Annotated in this window: 22 protein-coding genes and 1 tRNA gene; 6 read left to right on the top strand and 17 right to left on the bottom strand. The window is 39.3% G+C overall.

Features of this window, described 5'->3' with window-relative positions:
* Positions 1-35: 35 nt before the first annotated feature.
* From C9414_RS13005 to C9414_RS12955, 11 genes are all read right to left on the bottom strand, one after another.
* Complete coding sequence (locus C9414_RS13005; RefSeq protein WP_107163794.1) at positions 36-692, bottom strand: hypothetical protein; 657 nt, start codon at positions 690-692, stop codon at positions 36-38.
* An 80-nt stretch (positions 693-772) separates the two neighbouring features.
* A complete protein-coding gene (locus tag C9414_RS13000; protein ID WP_041089539.1) occupies positions 773-1,054 on the bottom strand; it encodes a hypothetical protein in 282 nt (93 codons plus the stop codon).
* A complete protein-coding gene (locus tag C9414_RS12995) occupies positions 1,051-1,956 on the bottom strand; it encodes a PqqD family protein (protein WP_107163793.1) in 906 nt (301 codons plus the stop codon). The genes C9414_RS13000 and C9414_RS12995 overlap by 4 nt, the downstream gene beginning before the upstream one ends.
* Positions 1,940-3,406 carry a hypothetical protein gene (locus C9414_RS12990; RefSeq protein WP_107163792.1) on the bottom strand — a complete coding sequence of 489 codons (1,467 nt, stop codon included), beginning with the start codon at positions 3,404-3,406 and terminating at the stop codon, positions 1,940-1,942. Before C9414_RS12990 ends, C9414_RS12995 begins: the two co-directional genes overlap by 17 nt.
* Positions 3,384-4,130, bottom strand: coding sequence for an ABC transporter ATP-binding protein (locus tag C9414_RS12985; protein ID WP_058838756.1), 747 nt, complete (start codon positions 4,128-4,130; stop codon positions 3,384-3,386). Before C9414_RS12985 ends, C9414_RS12990 begins: the two co-directional genes overlap by 23 nt.
* A gap of 115 nt (positions 4,131-4,245) precedes the next feature.
* Positions 4,246-4,458, bottom strand: coding sequence for a hypothetical protein (locus C9414_RS12980; RefSeq protein ID WP_003211695.1), 213 nt, complete (start codon positions 4,456-4,458; stop codon positions 4,246-4,248).
* Positions 4,459-4,999: 541 nt separating this feature from the next.
* Positions 5,000-6,142 carry an FMNH2-dependent alkanesulfonate monooxygenase gene (gene ssuD / locus C9414_RS12975; protein WP_107163791.1) on the bottom strand — a complete coding sequence of 381 codons (1,143 nt, stop codon included), beginning with the start codon at positions 6,140-6,142 and terminating at the stop codon, positions 5,000-5,002.
* 17 nt (positions 6,143-6,159) lie between these two features.
* Complete coding sequence (locus C9414_RS12970) at positions 6,160-6,990, bottom strand: ABC transporter permease (protein WP_039177367.1); 831 nt, start codon at positions 6,988-6,990, stop codon at positions 6,160-6,162.
* Positions 6,987-7,964, bottom strand: a complete 978-nt coding sequence (locus C9414_RS12965; RefSeq protein WP_371412179.1) for an aliphatic sulfonate ABC transporter substrate-binding protein — start codon at positions 7,962-7,964, stop codon at positions 6,987-6,989. Before C9414_RS12965 ends, C9414_RS12970 begins: the two co-directional genes overlap by 4 nt.
* 29 nt (positions 7,965-7,993) lie before the next feature.
* The gene (locus C9414_RS12960) at positions 7,994-8,761 is read right to left on the bottom strand and encodes an ABC transporter ATP-binding protein (protein ID WP_107163790.1); all 768 of its coding nucleotides are present in this window, start codon (positions 8,759-8,761) and stop codon (positions 7,994-7,996) included.
* A 165-nt stretch (positions 8,762-8,926) separates the two neighbouring features.
* Positions 8,927-9,082, bottom strand: a complete 156-nt coding sequence (locus C9414_RS12955) for an FbpB family small basic protein (RefSeq protein WP_039177358.1) — start codon at positions 9,080-9,082, stop codon at positions 8,927-8,929.
* Positions 9,083-9,347: 265 nt separating this feature from the next.
* Here C9414_RS12955 and C9414_RS12950 point away from each other — a divergent pair, with 265 nt between their 5' ends.
* Entirely contained in the window at positions 9,348-10,643 is a 1,296-nt protein-coding gene (locus C9414_RS12950; protein WP_039177356.1) for a homocysteine synthase, read from the top strand.
* Positions 10,644-10,684: 41 nt separating this feature from the next.
* Here the strand turns inward: C9414_RS12950 and lepB are convergent, their stop codons facing one another.
* Entirely contained in the window at positions 10,685-11,251 is a 567-nt protein-coding gene (gene lepB, locus C9414_RS12945) for a signal peptidase I (protein ID WP_107163789.1), read from the bottom strand.
* Positions 11,252-11,406: 155 nt separating this feature from the next.
* The gene (gene ltaS / locus C9414_RS12940) at positions 11,407-13,350 is read right to left on the bottom strand and encodes a lipoteichoic acid synthase (RefSeq protein WP_024427404.1); all 1,944 of its coding nucleotides are present in this window, start codon (positions 13,348-13,350) and stop codon (positions 11,407-11,409) included.
* Between the two features lie 540 nt (positions 13,351-13,890).
* Here ltaS and C9414_RS12935 point away from each other — a divergent pair.
* The 5 genes from C9414_RS12935 to C9414_RS12915 all read left to right on the top strand — a co-directional run bounded on the left by C9414_RS12935 (position 13,891) and on the right by C9414_RS12915 (position 16,686).
* Positions 13,891-14,694, top strand: coding sequence for a DUF2262 domain-containing protein (locus C9414_RS12935; RefSeq protein ID WP_107163788.1), 804 nt, complete (start codon positions 13,891-13,893; stop codon positions 14,692-14,694).
* An 18-nt stretch (positions 14,695-14,712) separates the two neighbouring features.
* Positions 14,713-15,402 carry a DUF1963 domain-containing protein gene (locus C9414_RS12930; protein ID WP_106025352.1) on the top strand — a complete coding sequence of 230 codons (690 nt, stop codon included), beginning with the start codon at positions 14,713-14,715 and terminating at the stop codon, positions 15,400-15,402.
* 64 nt (positions 15,403-15,466) lie between these two features.
* On the top strand, positions 15,467-15,736 hold the full coding sequence (locus C9414_RS12925) for a hypothetical protein (RefSeq protein WP_106025353.1): 270 nt from the start codon (positions 15,467-15,469) through the stop codon (positions 15,734-15,736).
* Between the two features lie 144 nt (positions 15,737-15,880).
* Entirely contained in the window at positions 15,881-16,078 is a 198-nt protein-coding gene (locus C9414_RS12920; protein WP_039177342.1) for a hypothetical protein, read from the top strand.
* Between the two features lie 62 nt (positions 16,079-16,140).
* A complete protein-coding gene (locus C9414_RS12915) occupies positions 16,141-16,686 on the top strand; it encodes a histidine phosphatase family protein (RefSeq protein ID WP_106025354.1) in 546 nt (181 codons plus the stop codon).
* Positions 16,687-16,716: 30 nt separating this feature from the next.
* Here C9414_RS12915 and C9414_RS12910 read toward each other — a convergent pair whose 3' ends face one another.
* The 4 genes from C9414_RS12910 to C9414_RS12895 form a co-directional block, all read right to left on the bottom strand.
* A complete protein-coding gene (locus tag C9414_RS12910; protein WP_047202906.1) occupies positions 16,717-17,421 on the bottom strand; it encodes a hypothetical protein in 705 nt (234 codons plus the stop codon).
* Positions 17,422-17,437: 16 nt separating this feature from the next.
* Complete coding sequence (locus tag C9414_RS12905) at positions 17,438-18,232, bottom strand: phosphotransferase (protein ID WP_058838703.1); 795 nt, start codon at positions 18,230-18,232, stop codon at positions 17,438-17,440.
* 394 nt (positions 18,233-18,626) lie between these two features.
* Complete coding sequence (locus C9414_RS12900) at positions 18,627-19,052, bottom strand: hypothetical protein (protein ID WP_107163787.1); 426 nt, start codon at positions 19,050-19,052, stop codon at positions 18,627-18,629.
* Between the two features lie 410 nt (positions 19,053-19,462).
* Positions 19,463-19,544 (bottom strand) — tRNA-Leu (locus C9414_RS12895).
* Between the last annotated feature and the right edge of the window lie 94 nt (positions 19,545-19,638).

Genomic DNA, 19,638 nt, shown 5'->3' with positions numbered 1-19,638 from the left:
AAAAAAATTCATATTCTCCGTATATATTACGATAGTTATTTATCTAGCTGGATATAAAATAAGTATGCATGTGACTTATTTTTCAGCGCTTGCTTTGGATTCTTCTCAATCTCTTCAAATATAGTTGAACCCCCGTCTTTCCCCATCGCCGCTGTATACGCAATCAGAGCCTTTTCTCCTGAAGCCACTTTGACAGTTTCAGATTGTGCAGAAAATACATAGTCACTTACTTTGAACGGAAAGCTTGATGTCGCTTTCGTCATCCCATCATTCTTTTTATCTGACCAAATACTAAATTGTGATTCATATGTATCTTTCTCATGATGTAATTGAAGAAGTACATTCACCGTTTGGTCGGTTCCATTCTGGTGTAAAGTAAAGGTAGCAGATGATGCTTCCTTATTCACTAATCGGCCATTTTTGTAATGGCTCCCGATAAACGTAATACTCTTGTTCTTCTTCGTTAATCCTTTCAGTGTCAGAGCCACCTTTTCATTAGTCGTTTCTGCTTCTAGTAAGTTTTTTTCTTTTTTTGAGAGTTTCATTTGTTCGATGGTTACTTGGTTTTTAGTAGCAGGCTCTGTTTTTATTGTCGAAACCGTCTTTTCGGTTGTCGTTGTTTCTGCAGCCTTCTCGCCGCATCCTGCTAATAGAAAAACTGTGAATAAAAGAATGCTCCATTTTTTAAACATTGTGATCCCCTTTGATGTTTTTTATTTCTTATTATACTAAAATTTGGTTTGTCATACAAAAAAAGATTAGGAGAATTCTCCTAACCTTTCGCTCTTTTCTGCTTTATTGCTGATAGGCATGCCACAATGAGAAAACTCGCAGCAAAAATCACAATCATATAAATAAAAAAGTTTGGCTTGATCTGAAAAGTAAATGCGGACGAGCCTTCCATTTCAAAAGCGAGACTGTTAAATAATAAAGCATCATTCGTTTTTGATTGAAATAAATGATAGAACAATACGCCGATTGTCAGCATCGGAAAGCCTAAGAACCCTAGAAAACCACCAACTATTGCGCCTTGTTTCATCGCCTGTACGTTCATGATCGTTGTCCTCCCATTCCCCCAAGCAATAGCTGCTTCATAATGGATTTACCATCCCCCATAAACGGAAGAAGATAGAGTAATTGGATAAAATACGAGATTGAAAAAATGAAAAAACCTGTTGAAACCGGATTTTCTTTTAGAAATAAAATGGTCACAATGATGCCTGCTGCGCCAATCACACCGGGAACGAGCGGTCCAAGCAGCGTGATCCACACCTGCTTTTTCTGAAACGGATCTAACACGGGTCTTACAAACTTCACTGACATCATGTCACTCGCAAAAAAGCCTTGAGGACCATCTCGCCCTGCAAATTTTCGATGCGCATAGCCATGTGCCGCCTCATGTAAGGCAGTTCCGGTAATTAACCCGAAATAAATAATCGTAAAATAAATCGCAATGGCTGCAATCGATGGATCAGGAATGAATAAAAAAGCGAGCCCTGCCATGACCATAAAAAGTAGCCAGAAAAAGATGATTTTACGCGTCACCATGAGCAAAGCCGTTCCAAAAATGTGAAGGAACGAGTGACCAGTACAATCAAATCGTTCCTTCATTTTGATTTGATACTGCTTGAAAAATTGACAGCAGGCTGTCACAATCCGATACGGTGAATGATAATGAATGGACAGCAAGTGATGCTGATTCAATCCCGTCATCAGCTGATAAAAATCACGAGCAATCACCGACTCATCGACCTGAAACAAATCGGCGAGCTCTGCGGTAATACTCGCTTCTGTCCTTTTACCGTCCACTTTCGTTAACATATGATAGGCACTTTCATTGATCGGGAGTGTGCTTCCATACTGCGTATCCGTGAGATGCCTCTTTTGTAAGGTCACATACGGCGCTAGTTCCGGTACCCGCTCAATCTTTAGCTTATTGTTAAGAAGTTGAATCATGTGAATACCTCCATGAAAAACCTTTGTATATGGCAAAGATGAGCAGACCCTCAAATGCAGCGACAAGCAGCCATTGAAGCGTTTGACTCGATGCCCCTATGACATAGTTCCCAATAAAAACAATCGGAATCATGAGTAAAATAAGCGCTCCAAATGAAAATATGCCTGTGTAGGGATTGTTTCGATCAAGAGGAAGTAAAATACCTACTACATAAAAGAGCGCAGTGGCATTGCATAAGACAGCCGCACCAATCAACGCGTGCCAAATTTGATCAGGAAGCGTCAGCGTTGTCAGCATGAATAAAACAATTTGCAGTACACCAACAAGCAGAAGACCGATAAACTTGTACAAAGCCACTTCCCAGGATCTCAGGCCAAATGTTTTATACATCCCCAGCATTCGTTTATCATTGCCAAACGAATTGAAGGCTGTTAATCCAGCAAGAGCACATAGAACAAAAAACGCTTCTTCTTCAAAGCGGAATCCAAATTGATAACGAACGAATAAGATCACTATGAGAAGAATAAGAAAGTTTAAAATGTTTTCTTCATTCCGTACCTGTGACTTCATTTCCTTCACAATAAGTGACCACTTTTTTGAAGAAGAGAATGGCATCTTGTGTAAAAAGGTTAACGCTTTTTTCTCTGCCATAATCGGCATCATCGCAAGAGAAAGAAATGCGCCGCCTGCCGATAAGAGGATGAACAGAATCAAGATGGCATAATTCACCCCTTCAGGAGACATTCCTTGTGCCGCTAAGAAAAACGGTGCTGTAAAATACATCAAATGATAATCAAACTGTAGATATGATTGCTGAATTTGGCTAATATCAAAATGCGTCAATCCATACGCCACAACGAGTGCCAATAAAACAAATATCGCTGCAAATTTTTGCAACGGTAATTTTAATTTCAAAACGAGTAAATAAGTGATATTGTAAATAAACTGCAGGAGCATTAAGACAAAAAGCGACTGCAAAAGCACCATCAAAAAGAAAGTAAAGATAAAGAAAACACCTATTCCCTGGGCAATAAAATTAGGTAAAAGCAGAATACCGATAAAAAATAAAACAAGTCCTGCCACCACTGTCACCATCGGAATGAAGTATCCAAAACTTTTCTGAAAGGTAGAGAGCGGAAACCAGCTGAGCTGCATAGAAAATCGGTCTTGTTCAGGTGTTCTGACCTTGATCAAAACGAATAACAAGCTTGTAAAAATAGAGGCATTGATCGCCATTGAGACAACGAGTAATCCAAGTGACCGTTCATCTCCATTTAAGAAAGCCTTCATAAAGACACCTGTAAAGCTGTATCCGATAATGGCCCCCATTGTGACGGCAAACAAAAAGAATAAGACCACAATGATCCGCTTCGTTTGAGTATCAAAGAGCTTATACATTTCCTGCTGCCACATTTTAAGCATCATTTTAGAAATGATTAATGATTTCATCAAAATGTGCACCCCTATCACTTAACATTGAAGCTTTCAGAAACACCTGTTCCAGTGTGCTTGATTGATACTTCTCCTTTAAGGCTGAGACTGTCCCTTCATCCATTTTATTTCCCTTAGAAATAATGGCGATTTTCTGGCACAGCTCTTCCGCTGAAAGCATATCATGCGTTGAAAGCAAGATCGCACCATGGTGCTCGGCATACCGCTTCATCAGTTTCTTTGTGTTTATAACCGCTTCAATATCAAGTCCTCTAAAAGGCTCATCCATGATCACCAATTGACTATCAAGCATAAAGGCAGCAATCAGCTGTGTCTTTTTTTTCATCCCATGTGAATAGGTTTCGATCGGTCTTGATAAAGCCGAGTCCATATCAAACAGTTCAATTAGTTGATTTCTTCTGTGAATTGTTTTACATTCATACATAGAAGAAACAAACTCTAAATATTCAGCACCAGTCAATGCTTCAGGGAGCAGCAGATCATCTGGAACATAGGCTACTTGTTTTTTAAAGGATGGTTCATCATTAGTGACGCCCTGCAAATGAATTTTTCCTTCTGTATGCTTAATGATGCCGAGTATACAGTTAATCATCGTTGTTTTACCCGAACCATTCGGTCCAGCAACAGCAACGATTTGATGAGGGTTGATCTTTAAATGAAAATCATTGACAGCAGTCACGTTATTTTTATACGTTTTGGTTAAATTCTCGATCGTAAACATATAACCTCCAAGTGTCTGCATTTTCTTTAAAAACAGATCAGGCTAAACCGCCCGCCACAGACGGTTTAGCCCTGGTGTCTTATCTAAGAAGTAAAAAGATGAATCCTAAGTATAGCTACTTACATTCAATTTGGACTTTTAAGCCACTTTCCCACTGAACGGCTCCTGTAAAGCTACCCTTGCCGTTTGCTAAACACCAAACTGCTGCTCCTAGAACGACTGTTGCTCCCAATCCAAGAAGTACAGCAACAAATACTAAGAACCAAGCTTGGTCCATAATAGCAGGTTCCATAGTGGAATAGTCAACTTGCGGCGCTGCATAAGTCATACTTTTCACCTCCCAGCTTATGATGATCGTATCATAGGCGTCACACGCCAAACATCTACAGAACATCCCATTTTTGACCGAACATACATTTGATTAAAACGTGACTTTTTATTCAATTATTCACTTTCATCTGTTTAAACCCTCTCTTATTTACTAGATTTTAACACCTCTTAAGAACCACAAAACCCATTTAATGTCATTTGCACCATCTTTTTTCTTCCCTTTTTCAAATAGTCCATATTTATCATCTATCATTTTTATTCTTTCTTTTTTGTGAGATAGAAAGAATTCCCCCGATATATCAGATATAAAAGTCCTGATTATATGTCGTAATAACATCAATTATGAAATATTTACTGATCATTCCGATAAAAGAGTGAGTATATTTTCCTTCTTCTCTTGACTCTGAAAATATGTATATACAAGAAAATCGATTGGGAAAAAAGCCCTTACCTTGTTCAGCAGTACACAACATATGACTCGCTCCTATTCTATGAAAAAAAGCAAAGCAGCCATCGCAGACTGCTTTGCTTTTTCATATTTATGAGGAACTAGCAGCAGAGGCTGCATCTGGAAAATGATTGTTCCCAATGATTTCACCAGCTGGCACAGAGAGTCCTGTATCCCCCGATCTCTTGAATGGAAGGAGCGGGAAAACAAGCTCTGCTAAATAATAAGCTTCTTCTAGGTGCGGGTAACCAGAAAATATAAATGTATCAATGCCTAGAGACTGGTATTCTATGATACGATCTGCTACTGTTTGCGGATCTCCGACGAGTGCTGTTCCTGCACCGCCGCGTACTAAGCCAATGCCTGCCCAAAGATTTGGGCTGATTTCAAGTTTGTCTTTTCTCCCTTGATGCAAATCCACCATTCGTCTTTGACCTACTGAGTCCATCCCCTGTAAAACTTTTTGCGCCTCATCAATTGTTTTTTGATCCAAATGGCGAATTAGATGTTCTGCTGCCTGCCATGCCTCCTCTTCGGTATCTCTCACGATCACATGAAGACGAATGCCAAACTTCACCGTTCTTCCTTCCTTTTCAGCCTGTTTCTTCACTTGAACAATTTTCTCTTTTACTTGTGCAGGCGGTTCGCCCCAAGTTAAATAGACATCTGTATGCTTGGCGGCCGCTTGAATTCCTGCTGCTGATGATCCGCCAAAATAGACTGGTGGATGGGGGGTTTGAGCTGGCGGGAATAACAGCCGGCCATTTTCTGCTTGTAGATGTTTTCCATGAAATTGTACATTTTCTCCTTTCAATAATCGCTTCCAAATCGTCAGAAACTCTTCTGTTGCCTCATAGCGTTCATCATGAGAAATAAATAACCCATCTCCTTCAAGCTCCTCTTTACTTCCCCCTGCTACCACATTAATCAGCAGCCTTCCACCTGAAAGACGATCTAATGTAGACGTCATTCTAGCAGCAACAGACGGTTGCATAAGCCCTGGTCTAAGAGCTACGAGAAACTTTAAATGAGTGGTTTCAGCAGCTAAAGCAGCTGCCGTCAGCCATGGATCTTCACATGATCTCCCAGTCGGCAGCAAGACCCCTGTATAACCAAGCTGATCAGCTGCTTGAGCAATCTGTTTAAAATATGGATAGTCTGCCTGTCTTGCCCCTTTTGCTGAACCTAAATAACGGCCGTCTCCATGTGTTGGAATAAACCATAAAATATTCATGACATCGCCCCCTGTTATTATTCACCTTGATAACTAGTGCGCCACTTGAGCAGACGCTTTTCTAACAGACGTACAAATGAATCTGTCAGCTTACCTACTACTGCAAAGATGATAATTCCGACAAACACTTTATCCGTTTGAGAGAATTGCCTTGCATCCATAATCATATAGCCGACGCCGCTGCTTGAACCCATTAACTCAGCTACCACTAAACCTAGCCAAGCAATTCCTAATGACAGCCTCACGCCCAGAAGAATATGCGGAAGAGCAGCCGGTAAAATCAGTTTTGTGATGCTTTGATACAGATTAAACTCTAAGGCGCGGGCCACATCAAACAGCTTATTATCTACACTGCGAATACCAAGAAAAGTATTAATATAAATCGGAAAAAAAGCCCCAAGTGCAATCAATAAAATTTTCGCCGTTTCATCAAAGCCAAACCAGAGGATGAATAAAGGGGTGACCGCTAAATGAGGAACGGTTCTCAGCATTTGCAAGGTCGGATCTACATACTGCTCTGTTTTTTTAGAAAACCCTACGCATACTCCCAGCATAAGACCTAAGCCTCCCCCAAGTAAAAATCCACATATTGCTCGATAAAGACTGATGTAAAGATGGCCAAACAGCTCACCAGAACGTATCAACTCTCGAAAGGATTCAGCAATCAAAACGGGCGAAGGCAATACAGTGGAAGAAACAATTTGAGAACCAGCTATAATCTGCCAAACCGCAATAAGTAGAACAGGTAATACCAGTCCCTTTAACTTATATAAAGAAGACGCTTTTCTCCTTTTTCTCTTTGACCGCTCAATTTTAGATGCTAAAGCCGGGTTCGAAATAGCTTTCATTCATCCATCTCCTCTTTCAGCATTTTTTCAATAAACGAATTATCTACAACCTGATTGACATCAATTTTCCGCTGGATCGCCTTTGTTTTATATTGAAAATCAGCGGTATGCTGCTGAGCATTGATGATCTTCTTCGAAATGGGCTTATTGAGTGGTTCCGTATTGTTTAATACTTGTGTGACGACCTTCTTATCTAAATTTTTTAAACGCGCATATAGAGTAACAGCCTCTTCTGGATGTGATTTCTGCCACTTCACCGCATGGTCATATACCTTTAAAAATTTCACCACTAGTTCAGGATGCTGATCAGCAAACTGAGTGCGAACAAGTGTGAAACCTGGAGAATATAAATCAGTCGCTTCCCCATTCACCAGCAGCTTTGCTCCTTTCTTGATCGTTTCAAGTGATAAGAACGGCTCCCAGATCGACCAAGCATCAACGGATCCATTTTCAAATGCTGATATCGCTTCATCTGGCTGTAGCTGAATGATCTGAACATCCTTCGCAGATAAACCTGCCTGATCTAATACTTTGTATAAAAAATCAAAGCCACTGCTCCCTTTAGCGACAGCAATTTTTTTCCCTTTTAAATCTTCTACTTTTTGAATCTCACTGTTCTTATTCACTAAAATACCGTTCGCTTTCAGCCCATCCTGAGATAAACCAATTTCCTTAAAATCAATACCCGCTGCCTGACCTGCTATGACAGGTGAGTTTCCAACTTGCGAGAAATCTAATTGATTTGCAGCAAGTCCTTCAAATTGGGGAGGACCACTTTGAAACTCCACCCACTTTACCTTCACTCCTTCTTTTTCAAATGATTGTTCAAACCACCCTTTTTCCTTTGCTAAAAGCAGCGGGCTCAAACTTTGCTGAATCCCAATCCGAATTTCTTTCACCTTGTTTTCTGAGCCGTCTGCTGCTTGACCACACCCTGCTAAAACAAGGAGAAGACTCAAAAAAATCACGATCATTTGTATCTTTTTCATGCGATTTCCCCTCCCTAAATCCCTGATCCATCAGTTAGTAACAATTCATCTGTTTTCTCAAATTCTGAAAGCACCTTTTGTCTTAAATGTTGAAAAGAGGTTGATGTTCTATCACGCGGAAAAGGCAGATTCACAGGAAGAATTTTATGGATTCGGCCAGGTCTCGCTTGTAAGAGCACAATTTCATTTCCTAAATAAATCGATTCATCAATATCATGAGTAACGAGCATCATCGTTGTTTTTTTCTCCTGCCAAATGTCCAGCAGCACATCCTGCAAGTGTTTTCGTGTGAATGCATCCAGCGCACCAAATGGTTCATCAAGCAATAAGATCTCCGGATCACGAAGGAGTGCTCTCGCAATGGCAACCCGTTGCGACATTCCTCCTGAAAGCTCATGTGGATAGGCATGTTCAAATCCTTTTAATCGAACAATTTCAATCAATTCATCCACTTTGCGGCGTACATCCTGTTGTTTTAAATTGAAATTGGCCGCTATGTTTTCTTCGACTGACAGCCATGGAAACAGGCGGTGTTCCTGAAAGATAAAGCCCTGTTTCATTCCTGGTTCTGTGACCCGTCTGTCTCCTATCAAAATTTGTCCATCATACGATGTGTCGAGCCCGCCTATGATTTTTAGCAATGTACTTTTTCCGCATCCACTCGGACCTATCACTGTTACAAATTCACCTGGAATCATGCTCAATCTCAAGTCTTCAAGAACCCGAATGGTCTGTTTGTCTTTCCAAAAGGATTTATCCGCAATATCAATTGAAATCGTCATTGAAACCCTCCACTCCTCTTGCCATCAGATACATACACAGAAAGGCCCTTATCCCAAAAAAAGAGATAAGAGCCTTCGTGTTGTCCGATCAGCTAATCATATTGATTTGTTAGCACCATCCTAAATCACATTAATCCCATAAATCAACTCAATTTTATAAAATAGTTATTTTGTCCTTGTATGCTTTTCATCAATCCGATCGTAAATTGCTTCTATTCGTTCCTTGCTGCTGTAAATCTCATATTTATTCCGCTCAATTAAGATGTCTAGTGTGATATCCATGTGTTTTCTGTATTTTTTTCGTTTTTTCTTTTTTTCCATCTTCATCATCCTTTCTCATTCAAATAAAAAAAGGCTCTTCACTCATGCTTGAGTGATAGAGCCTTCGGTTAACCGATCAGCCATTCTTGTTCGCGTTTTCAGTATGCTCATGTTAATACACACTATTCCTACCTGTCAACTATATTTATTATTTTTTCAGATTTATCTAAAAAATGATTGACCGAGCAGTGAACAAGATTTATAGTCTTATTAAATATTTCTTATCAAAACAGTTGGTTTTATCTAACAAAAGGAGGATACACACATGTCAGAAGAACGTCCATTTCGTTTAGAAACAAAAGCCATTCACGCAGGTCAGGAACTTGATTCAGCGACCTATTCAAGAGCCGTGCCTATTTACCAAACAAGCTCCTTTGGTTTTAGAGATAGTGATCATGCAGCGAATTTATTCGGTCTTCAGGAACCGGGAAATATTTATTCACGTATTATGAACCCGACAAATGACGTATTTGAAAAGCGTATCGCAGAGCTTGAAGGTGGGATTGGTGCACTTGCTGTTTCTTCTGGGCAAGCAGCGACGACTTATTCTATTTTAAACATTGCAGGAGCCGGGGATGAAATCGTTTCCTCAAGTAGTCTTTATGGCGGCACCTACAATTTATTTGCCCATACACTCAAAAAACTCGGAATTACAGTAAAATTCGTCGACTCATCCAACCTTGAAGAACTTGAAGCAGCGATCACAGACAAAACAAAGGCAGTGTATGCAGAAAGCATTGGGAATCCAAAAGGCGACATTTTACATATTGAAGCCATCTCAGCCATTGCACACAAGCATCATATCCCGCTTATTGTGGACAATACACTCGCCAGCCCTTATTTATTAAGACCTATTGAGTTCGGTGCAGACATTGTCGTCCATTCAGCGACGAAATTTATTGGCGGTCATGGTACATCAATTGGCGGCGTCATCGTTGATAGCGGCCGATTCCCTTGGGCTGACAGCGATAAGTTCAAAGGGCTGACTGAACCAGATCCAAGTTATCACGGTCTAACATATACAGAAGCGATTGGAGAAGCGGCTTATATCACAAAAGCACGAGTACAGCTCTTACGTGATTTAGGGGCAGCTCTGTCGCCATTCAACTCATTTTTACTTCTGCAGGGCTTAGAAACATTACACCTTCGTCTTGAGCGGCATAGTGAAAATGCGTTGAAAACAGCACAGTTCTTACAGGATCATCCTCTTGTCGATTGGGTAAGCTATCCGGGCCTTGAAAGTCACGAATCCTATGAACTTGCTCAAACCTATTTACCAAAAGGACAAGGCGCGATCCTCACATTCGGAATCAAAGGTGGACGTGAAGCAGGTAAAAAGCTCATTGATTCTGTGAAACTTTTCTCCCATCTCGCAAACGTGGGCGATTCTAAATCTCTCATCATTCATCCTGCCAGCACAACGCATCAACAATTAAGCGAGGCAGAACAAAAAGCGACAGGTGTCACACCAGAGCTCATTCGTTTATCCGTTGGAACAGAAGCGATTGAAGATATTCTTGCAGATCTTGAACAGGCGATTACCAAAAGTCAGTCTGAATGACATAGAAAAAAGCACACGGCTGTGTGCTTTTTTCTTGTTTATTAATGATTGAGTAATCGAATGTCTTGGAAAGGATAAAATACAAATGAGGTAGTTCCTTGAATATCGCGCTTTGTAAAAAGACCTAAGCCGTTGCGGCTGTCCATTGAATTTTGGCGATTGTCCCCCATGACAAAGTACTTTCCTTTTGGAACAGTCAGAGGGCCAAAATCAGGTGTCAGCAAAGAACCATCTGCCGCTGCTTTCTTTTTGTTTGACGCTAAGTAAGGCTCTGCCACTTTTTTCCCATTAACAAATAGCTGATCATTTTTCATTTCAATTTTATCACCAGGTAAACCAATCAATCGTTTGACATAATGAGTGCTGCGATCTTCCCCATCAAGAACAATGATCTGTCCCCGTTTATAATCACCGAAATAATCAACCGTTTTATTCACAAACACCCGCTCTGTGTTATGCAGTGTTGGGTCCATAGAAGTCCCTTTCACAATGTACGGTGCGAATAAAAAGTTCCGAATGATAAAAACAGCAATAAATGCGATTAAGATGGCTTTGATCCAGCCCCATAATTCTGATTTCTTTTTTTGTGTTTTTGTATTTGTTGTCATAAGCTCCTCCTGAATTCCCCAAGGACGAAATGTGTGTCACCAGCTGCCAGCCGGCGTCACGCTTGTTTCTCCCTAAATATAAACATATTTTGCCAACAAATCAAGCAAAGAGAGAGAAAAAGGCAAGCACCTTTCTGTGCTTGCCCAAAACTCAGTTAGTTAGCAGAAGAATCCGCTTCTTTTTCTTTGTTTGCTTTACCATAGAAATAATCCGATGGATTCACTGGTTTGAAATCAGATAACTTATGGAATCGAAGAAGATCCCTATAGAGCACTTTATCTGAAAGACTTAACTGATTATCAACACGGGCTTTAATCGCCTCTGTCTTTTTATTTTGTTTCACCACTTTACCTGTTTTCGTATCATAAACGGTATTATCGACAAGTGTGTATTTCGGTGTCACATAGTTTCCATTACGGAAGGCAACAGTCTCATCATGCTTTTTAGAGAATAAGTCTGTTCCAAAATTCACGAATTCATTTGAATCGATACCTTGTAAGTGAAGAAGTGTTGGCATCACGTCGACTTCACCACCATACGTATGGTTCACGCCGCCCTTCTTACCAGGAATACGAATCATGAGCGGAACACGCTGGTTTTGTGCATTTTGATAAGGAGTGATTTCTTTCCCTTGAATTTCACTCATTGCACGGTTATGGTTCTCAGAAATACCGTTATGGTCACCATACAATAAAATGACTGAGTCTTTATACATACCTGATTTTTTCAAGTCTTTGAAGAATTGCTCTAATGACTCATCTAAATATCTTGCTGTTTGGAAATAGTTATCGACTGTTTTATCGCCCGTTGTTGCTTTAGCGATTGTCGCATCTTTTTCATCTAAATTAAATGGATAGTGATTTGTCAGTGTCATTAAATGTGCATAAAATGGCTTTTTCATTGATTCTAGCATTGGAATTGATTCTTTGAAGAACGGTTTATCCTTCAGACCCATATTCACAAGGTTTTCTTCATCCATGTTGTAATAGGAAGCATCAAAGAATTGATCAATTCCCATATGTTTATAAATCGTGTCACGGTTCCAGAAAGATTTATAGTCCCCGTGAAGAACTGCACTCGTATAGCCTGCTTTTTGATCTAGGATGGCAGGTAGTGATTGGAAGGTATTTTCACCCTTTGTCACAAATGCTGCTCCCTCTGGCAAGCCAAACATACTATTATCCATCATCAGCTCAGCATCAGATGTCTTCCCTTGACCAGTCTGATGGAAGAAGTTATCGAAATACGTAAAGTCATCTTTCCCATGAGCCAGTTTGTTTAAAAATGGCGTCACTTCTTCTCCATTTAATTTGTAGTCAATTAAGAAAGACTGGAAGCTTTCTAAATGAATTTTAATAATGTTTTTACCTTTTGCTTTTCCAAAATACTCTGCATTTGGCTTCGCATAGTGAGAAGACGTATAGTTCACAACATCCGTTAAATCTTCACTGCTTGCATTTGCAACCTGCGTTGCGTTTTGTGCTGCTTGTACCCCGTCATAAATCGTATAATTGTAAACACCTAAGTATTTGACAACATACTTATGATCAAAGGTTCTCGTTAATAATTCTGGACGATCCTTTTCAGCCAAATGAAGGTTTACAAAGAACAGTCCAATACCTGCAGCTACAATCAGCAGTGCAAACGTCTTTTTCATTTGGAACTTCTTCACTTCCGGTCTCCAAATGACAATCGCAATCAAGATGATGATATCAAGGAAGTATAAAAGGTCATGCGGCTTAATGCTTGCTAACACACCGCCAGTCATGCCTCCCCCAAGATTTCCTGCCTGCTTCATTGTTGAGAAAGTCAAAAAGTCATCAAAGAAACGGTAATACGCTACATTTGCATATAAAAGTGCGGTCATAATAAAATCAATAACAATTAAAACAATGGCAGATTTACGCCCCTTCAAAAAGAGAGCAAGTCCAAAAAACACAATGGCTGAACTAAATGGATTCAATAAGAGAAGCCCCTCTTGAAAAGAACCTTTTACTCCTAAATTAAAGTCCATTTTGTAGGCTGTGTATGATTTAGCCCAGAATAATAGGACAGCCAAAACAAAAAAGCTATATTTGTTCGCAAATATTTTTTTCATAAAACCTCTTCTTTCTTATCATCGTTCTGATATAAATGAAATCATAAAAAATTTACATTCATTTTGCAAATGTAAATCTTCTTCGTCAAGCATTCCAATGCTCTGTCTCCGCCGGATACATGCGCTCCTTTAATATAACGAACGAGAGGCATCATAAGTTTCAAAAAAAATACGAGTAAATAAAAGGAAAAATATCCATTTACATTAAATTTACGCACACTTCATGTTTTAGTGGATGAAGAAGGTTTTGTAAATCACTCAGTATTACTTTACTTTTTTCATCTATTCGTGTCAAAGTAATTATAAAGAAAAGGAAGAATCACCTAGGCTTTTCGACTCACTTACCCAAATTTATACAAAATTCGATCCATGCTTCTTTTATTGTGACTCAACCTTCATTAATCCATGTACCTCCTAAAAAAACAGTTTTAAACAAAAAAAGCTTGATTTCCCCTACTAATGTGCGGTGTGATTAAGAGGTAGATTTTGATCATATCATCCTTATGTTCATGACAAAAAAATCGAGCTGGAGGACATCACATGAAGATTAACAAACAAATCAACACTTTTGAAGGAAGATTTTCAGAAGATATAGTCACTATCATTGCTGTTACAGGACCTTCTGGTGTAGGGGCAGGAAAAGCAGGACAGGCACCTCTTTGGACCGCTTCTATTCCACTAATTGCCTGGAAGGAAAACGGCCATATCACAAACGAAAATGTAAGACTTTGCTGGTTAACAGATGACGAAGGATTAAGGGAAAAGCAGGCACAATTACATAAAGAATCAATCGTTACACTCCAGGTCCGAAAGGGCGAAGGTGAATTCATGCTTGTATCTTTGATCAATACAGATACAAAGGATCAAGCACTTCAAGAAATTTTAGAACAAGCCCAAAAGCCTGTGTTTTATCATGATGACATACTTGGAACCTTTGAGTTAGTGAAAGGACTAGACTTATTTGAAAAGACGATCCAATGGAGCAATGAAGAGTGCCTTCTCTACTTCAACCTCGAAGAAGATGAAAAAATAAATGACTCTCTTTCTACAGCAAAACAACTCATACAAGAACAAGCTAAATGGGATTCTTCTATTAAATCATTTGCCGCGAATCAGCTGATAGATCTAGCAAAGGATTGGCAGGAACAAGACGAATCAGTTGAAAAGCAAGAAGAACTCACACTGAATCAATTTATGAGCCGCATTTCACTTGAAAGCCTGCATGTTTACCCTGAGGGAGAGTTTGAAGTCTACTATCATGACGGTGATTTATTTTGGGGACATGTCATTATTATCACAGGAAATATAAATGGCACATTTCATGATGCACACATTGCAGGCTAACAGCTGGAGGGACATTAGATGGAGAACAAAGCTTTTCAAGAATTAAATCTAATTGGGAAAACGCCAGCCATTGCCAAAATAGGCGGGTTCCGTCCTGATCCAGCTGTACACAGCTGGTTTGCAGGCCATTTTTTCATCGATCCTCATCAGGGCTGGCCGACAGATCAAGATGGTGCCATGATTCCGATCTTACAAATTTATTTACCAGAAGTGCCAGGAGGAATGAACGGCTTCAATGAGTGTAAGCTGATTCAAATTTTCCTCAACCAGAAAGCACTTCCGATTGATATCACCAAAAACGGCGAAGGCTGGAAGCTCATTGAATATGCATCAATCGAAGGTTTAGAAGTAGCTGAGACTCCTGAAGAAGTGAGAGGACTCAAACCCTTTCAAATCCAATGGAACAAAAGTGAGCAAAGGGATTTCCCTTGCTGGGAAGAAGCATGGTCATATGTGGATCTAACAGAAGTAAACGAAAGTGAAGAAGCGACAGACCACTTTTTTAATCAATACACAAATTATTCGTTCACAAAAATCGGTGGATATGGGGCGTATATTCAATCCCCACCCCATCAACAACAAGGCGAATTCATGCTACAAATCGCCTCAGAAGAAAAACCTCGTTTCATGATTGGTGATAACGGCACGATGTATTTCTATTATGACAAAGAATCAAAAGAATGGTTTATGCACTGGGATTGTTTTTAACGTTTATTGAATGAAACCTTGCCTTCTCCTAAGCGTAATGAATAATATGAAAGGAGGAAGCAAAATGGGATTCATTTTAGACATCTTTTCACTTGCTGTGTATATCCCTTTTTTAAAAGTGGATGAAGAGGAGATCTCGAGGAACGCAGCACATCTCAAAAAATATAGCTGGTTTCAGGCACTATTACATGATCAAACTTGCAGGGAGCTCATCATTTATGATCCCGGTGTCCGGCGTCTCATAGGCAGGTTTAAAACGGAGAAACTCCATAAGAAGCGATATAACTTAAGATGCGAACGTAAATTACTACAAGCATTACAACGCGCAATGTAAACTGAAACAACAAGAGCCGCACTTTCCTGTGGCTCTTTTTTTACCAATTGAATCGTTCCTTTTGAAGAAAACATTTGACGCCTGGACAACTCTCCCCGTATATTATGTATAAATCCATCTTTTTCAAAGAAAAGGGGGCCTCACATGCGCTTGTTTAAGAACTGGAGAAAAAAGCAGCCTGCACAGCAAGTCGCTTCAGAAAAACAAGAAGACAGCATCCAAATCAACTTCTCCACACTTCCCTTTGGCACAGACACCGTCGATGATTTTTTGTTCAACCTAGACCTGACCTCCAAGCTCACAGATCCCTATAAAGAAACAGATACGAACAAGCTTACCTAGATCTTCGCAAATCCTCATCCAATACTGGATGATTTTTTTATACTCAATGAAAGGTGTATCCAATGAAAACATATTATATCGTCAGACACTGCCAAGCAGATGGACAATCTAAAGATGCAGCTTTAACACCACAAGGCATCACTCAATCTCACGAACTGTCACAGTTTTTTTCCAGCATTCATCTTAATCAGATTATCTCAAGTCCTTATAAACGAGCGATCCAAACTACTGAGCCCCTTGCTCATGCAAAACAGCTCGAGATAAAAATCGATCAACGCCTCTCTGAACGTGTGTTAAGCAGTAAGCCAATAGACAATTGGTATGAGAAGCTAAAGCTTAGTTTTACAGACTTACATATGACCTGTGAAGGCGGAGAATCGAGCCAAGAAGCCATGAATCGTATTGTAGAAGCGCTCCACGAACAAATAAAATTAGAAAAAGATCATACCCTATTCATCACACATGGCAATATCATGAGCCTGCTTCTTAAACACGCCGATCCAACGATTGGATTCGAGGAGTGGGAAAAATTAAGCAATCCAGATGTCTATATCCTGAAATATTTCAAACCAGATCATGTAGAAATAGAACGAATATGGCATAAATAAACGGCAGAATGAATTCTGCCGTTTCCTCATCTATTGTTGATAATAAAAAGCCTCTACCCACTCATACGGCTTCTTACGCTCCGCACACCATTTCATGAAGCCTCTTGTCTCCGTTTGCTGAAATTTCTTCCAGTCCGATAAAAGCTGATCATAATAGGCTACTTGTTTTTCAACATTAGTACGAATCCTCTTATCTTCAATCAGCATCATGACATCTTCAATACCTTGAATTCGCTCTTGGTCTTTCTCATAGGTGCTTAAATAAAGATCTTCATGTATATGATGAAACGAATACCATAAAGCCGATAAATAGGTTTCGCAAATTTGAACAATGACACGCTGCTCACTGCTGCCTCCAAACTCTAGCGCTTTCAATAAATAGGGCAGCCCTTCTCCCTGATGTACAAACAAGCCCTGCCAGCGATATGGTCTCACATCCATTGGGTCAACCTTCTCCCACTCTTGCAGAACAGGCTGAATTACCCCAATTATCAATGGATACACAAGCAAATGATGACCATCCTCAAACCGTTCAATCTTCTCAAACAGCCAAGCAACAAATAAACGCTGTACTTCAAAATCGTTCTCTTTCATCTCTTCAATAAAGGCCTGAAGAACTTTTAGCGCATCTTTACGCAGGCCCTGTTCTTTTTTCACACAGTACTGTCTAAAAAGAGGATAATCATGTGATCCCTCGTCTTCAATCATGGTCTGTAATATCGTATTCGTTTGCAATAACAACGCCGCCTCTTTACATCCAATCTTTTCTATGTTCATGAATGAATTGAATGTCTTTTTGATAATGCTCAAGGTGCCCCTCATGAATCATGTTTTGAAAAGCGATATCCCCTTCACTCGCTTTTCGTTTCATGTACTGACATAACCCTTTTAAACGCAACAGCACCATATCCAAATAATCTTCTGCTATTTCCTCACCATAAGCTTCAAAAAACAGTTTGACTCTATGTTTTATCTGGTCTGCATGGTCTGATGAATGATAGTTCACGATATCTCCTGTTTTGGTGCGAAAAAACCTACTGATAGGTACACATGTATACAGAGTATATGCGATATCCCAAAGCCTTGGACCAGGAGCAGCTACATCAAAATCAATAATTCCTACTGGTTTTTCGTTATTGAAAATGATATTGTACATAGCAAAATCATTATGACATACAACCTCTATGTTGTTAGGCGTATTGTCCATTCGTTCCCAATCGTCTGAAATGGGAAAATCACAAACAGCATCATGATACAATCTAAGCATCCTCGCTATTTCTTTTAAGGCTTGGTGAGAGCACATGTATTCTTTTAAGGAATCATGGCCAGCTACGCCTTCAATGAAAGACAAGATCTCTCTACCTTTTTCATCAACCCCTAAAAACTTTGGAGCATAGGAGAAATTCTTTTTTTCTAAATGCTTTAGCAGCTTTCGTATATTGATATTGTCTGACTTTACTTCTCGACGAACCGTATCTCCCGAACGATATACGTTCGAGACATTGCCACCTGTCAATAACTCTTCATGGTCATTTTGTTTTTTCATAAATTCTCCCCTAAAATTGGGTCACAATGATGATGTCAGCTATAGATGTGTATGTATCCCCAAATATTCATTTAGTTACACAAAGGTTGTACACTGTTTTATGTGAATGTGCTACCTTACATGGTTAAATGTATCTTATCAAATGTTGCAAATCATCTAAAGATTATTCTGCTAAAAGAAGTATATGCTCATTATTTTCTAATAGTTTTCTATTTTTAATAACCACAAAAAAACGTTTACCACAAGGGTGAAACGTTAGGTTCACGGTAAAAACCAATCATGAAACTTTTAATAGATACCGATGGCCGGAGCTGAACCGGCAATCCATGATAAATTATTCCTAAAAGGCAAGGTATACCCTCTTAAAGTAAAGTACCCGTTTATGAAATAACAATCAAAGTTCTTCTTGATATATTTCTGATTTTATCGGCTTTAAACTCAAAGGTATTTTAAACTCATGAATACTTTCAATATGATTAAAAAAATGATCGATATCGTCATAATCCATTGACCATTCTTCTACCACCTTTAACTTTTTTAACTCGCTTGTTGGTTTAAATAAAAATTCACAGTGTAGTTGTTCCATGTGAGAATAATCATCTTCTTCATAAACTGTAAACTGACGTACAAGGTCAAAATGAAATAGTTCCTCTCCTGTAAAGTCATAGACACCACACTGAAATAAAATTTCTTTATCTTCTTCGCCCTCAACTGTCTCCTTTGAAAAAGCCTTAAATGTTTCCCAAACCTTTTTTATATCATCGGTATCTTTACCAATGATATCTTTAAGATAACTTTCAGCATTTTTAACCGTAACCATTACAACACCTCTCCTATGTACAATTTATCTCATCCTTCTTCAATTATCCAATCCCTTTAGTTTAATAATAAGGTAACCATCAATAAAGTAAAAGATAATCTCCTTCATATGTTCCTCGTAAGGCTTTAATTCAGAAATATTTATTCCTTGTACTGTTAGAACATTAAGAAACCTCTTAAATTTATTCATGTAATACTGAATAGAATGTAGTCTCAAATATTTTAACGTCTTGCCATTTAGCTAATTTCCCTTTCACCAGTGAACAGAACACGATTGGAAGCAATTTTGTCGTGTGAAAAATCAGCTAAAAAACAAATAAAAAACGCCCTCCTACAATTTGTAGAAAGACGTTTTAAACGTTGATATTCCTTAATTCTTCTGTAATGAATGAAAGAATATCTAAAACTAGATACCGGTGGCCGGGGTCGAACCGGCACTCCGTGAGGAACACGATTTTGAGTCGTGCGCGTCTGCCAATTCCGCCACACCGGCATGATCATTAAAGAGCGCATCTTATATTAAAAACAATGGTGCCGAGGGCCGGACTTGAACCGGCACGGTAGTCACCTACCGCAGGATTTTAAGT

This window comes from Bacillus sp. Nf3 (assembly GCF_003028545.1).
GTDB classification, from domain to species: Bacteria; Bacillota; Bacilli; order Bacillales; family Bacillaceae; genus Bacillus; species Bacillus safensis.
This window is presented reverse-complemented; position numbering and strand designations above follow the sequence as displayed.